The sequence below is a fragment of the Collimonas sp. GW821-FHT07E08 genome (assembly GCF_059418905.1).
On sequence record NZ_JBWKQR010000026.1, the window covers coordinates 27,636 to 30,203 of the forward strand.

General features: G+C 57.6%; 1 pseudogene. It reads right to left on the reverse strand.

Features of this window, described 5'->3' with window-relative positions:
• Nucleotides 1–2,568, reverse strand: a pseudogene (locus AC07RZ_RS23140) (ESPR-type extended signal peptide-containing protein); the annotation flags it as partial.

Sequence of the window (2,568 nt, forward strand, 5' to 3'; positions counted from 1 at the left end):
AAGTCGACGTTGACAGCGACGCCACGCTGCTGTTGGTTGTGCTGAGACCCGTTGACGTCGAAGTCGACAGCGAATCCACGTTGCTGTTGGTCGTGCTCAAGCCGGTCGAAGTCGACGTTGACAGCGACGCCACGCTGCTGTTGGTTGTGCTGAGACCCGTTGACGTCGAAGTCGACAGCGAATCCACATTGCTGTTGGTCGTGCTCAAGCCGGTAGACGTAGACGTTGACAGCGACGCCACGCTGCTGTTGGTTGTACTCAAGCCAGTCGAAGTTGAAGTCGACAACGACGTCACGTTGCTGTTGGTCGTACTCAATCCAGTCGAAGTCGAGGTCGACAGCGATGCCACACTGCTGTTGACCGTGCTCAGGCCGGTCGATAGTGAATCGACATTGCTGCTTATCGTGCTCAATCCCGTCGAAGTCGATGTTGACAGCGATGCCACATTGCTGTTGGTGGTGCTCAAGCCGGTCGAAGTCGAGGTCGACAAGGAATCGACATTGCTGTTCGTCGTACTCAATCCCGTTGAGGTCGATGTTGACAGCGACGCCACACTGCTGTTGGTGGTGCTCAGACCGGTTGATGTCGAAGTCGACAAGGAATCGACATTGCTGTTCGTCGTGCTCAAACCGGTCGAAGTCGACGTTGACAGTGATGTCACACTGCTGTTGGCTGTGCTCAGGCCGGTTGACGTCGAAGTCGACAGCGAATCGACATTACTGTTGGTCGTGCTTAAGCCGGTCGAAGTGGACGTTGACAGCGACGCCACATTGCTATTGGTCGTGCTCAGGCCGGTTGACGCCGAAGTCGACAGCGAATCGACATTACTGTTCGTCGTGCTCAAGCCCGTCGATGTCGAGGTTGACAGCGACGCTACGCTGCTGTTGGCAGTACTGAGACCGGTCGAGGTCGAGGTAGACAGTGAACCCACATTGCTGTTCGTCGTACTCAAACCTGTTGAGGTCGATGTTGACAGTGATGCCACACTGCTGTTGGTGGTGCTCAGGCCGGTTGACGTCGAGGTCGACAAGGAATCGACATTACTGTTCGTCGTGCTCAAGCCCGTCGAAGTCGACGTTGACAGCGACGCTACACTGCTGTTGGTAGTGCTGAGACCAGTCGAGGTCGAGGTCGACAGCGAATCCACATTGCTGTTGGTCGTGCTCAAGCCGGTCGAAGTGGACGTTGACAGCGACGCCACGCTGCTGTTGGTTGTACTCAAGCCAGTCGAAGTTGAAGTCGACAACGACGTCACGTTGCTGTTGGTCGTGCTCAGGCCTGTGGAAGTCGACGTTGACAGCGACGCCACGCTACTGCCGGTTGTGCTGAGGCCAGTCGACGTCGAGGTGGAAAGCGAATCCACATTGCTGTTGGTCGTGCTAAGGCCAGTCGACGTCGAGGTAGAAAGCGATGCCACACTGCTGCCGGCCGTGCTCAAGCCGGTTGAAGTCGAGGTGGACAACGAATTGACATTGCTGTTGGTGGTGCTCAGGCCGGTCGACAGCGAACCAAGCTGCGAAGTGACCGAACCAACCGACGAAGACAGCGAAGTCAGCGCAGTATTGGTTGCGTAAAGCTGCGAGCCGTTGATGGCGTCGGTGCTGGTAGCGCTGATCTGGCCTGCAGCCACATTGGTAACTTGACGCTCCGATCCTGGCGCACCGACGCTTACCACGCTGGCAGGGTTGGCTCCGGCAAAATTGTAGGTCTGTCCGCCAATCACGGCGCTCGCGGTTGGATTCGGCGCCGAGGTGACGGAATTTGCACCCAAAGCCACGGCATTGTTGTCACCGGCGACGGCGCCGGTGCCAATGGCGACAGCGTCGGTGCCGCTGGCTATCGAATCGACGCCGGTGGAATTGGCATGGAAGTATTTGATGCCTTGGCTGTTGATGCTATCGATCGCAGCGCCAACATTATTCACCGTGCTGGTAGTGCCATTGGCGTTGTACATGGTGTAAGACGGCGCACTGATCGCGCCGGTCGCCGGATCGTAAGACGCCCCGCCACCGAGCGCAGAGGCTGTACTGTTGCCCAGGGTATTTGTATTGGTCTGTATTGTGCTGATGCCGGTCGATAACGATGTGATGCCCGTCGATGTCGAGGTCGACAGCGACGCCACGTTGCTGTTGGCGGTGCTCAGGCCGGTCGACAGCGATGTGACGCCGGTCGATGTTGAGGTCGACAGCGACGCAACGCTGCTGTTCGTTGTGCTCAAACCTGTCGAGGTCGAAGTCGACAACGAAGCCACGTTGCTGTTGGTGGTGCTCAGGCCGGTTGACAGCGATGTAATGCCGGTCGATGTCGAAGTCGACAGCGAGGCCACACTGCTATTGGTCGTGCTCAGGCCAGTCGAGGTTGAAGTCGATAACGAAGTCACGTTGCTGTTGGCGGTGCTCAGGCCGGTCGACAGCGATGTGACGCTCGTCGATGTCGAGGTCGACAGCGACGCAACGCTGCTATTCGTTGTGCTCAAACCGGTCGAGGTCGAAGTCGACAATGAAGCCACGTTGCTGTTCGTGCTGCTGAGACCGGTCGACAACGATGTGATGCCGGTCGATGTCGAAG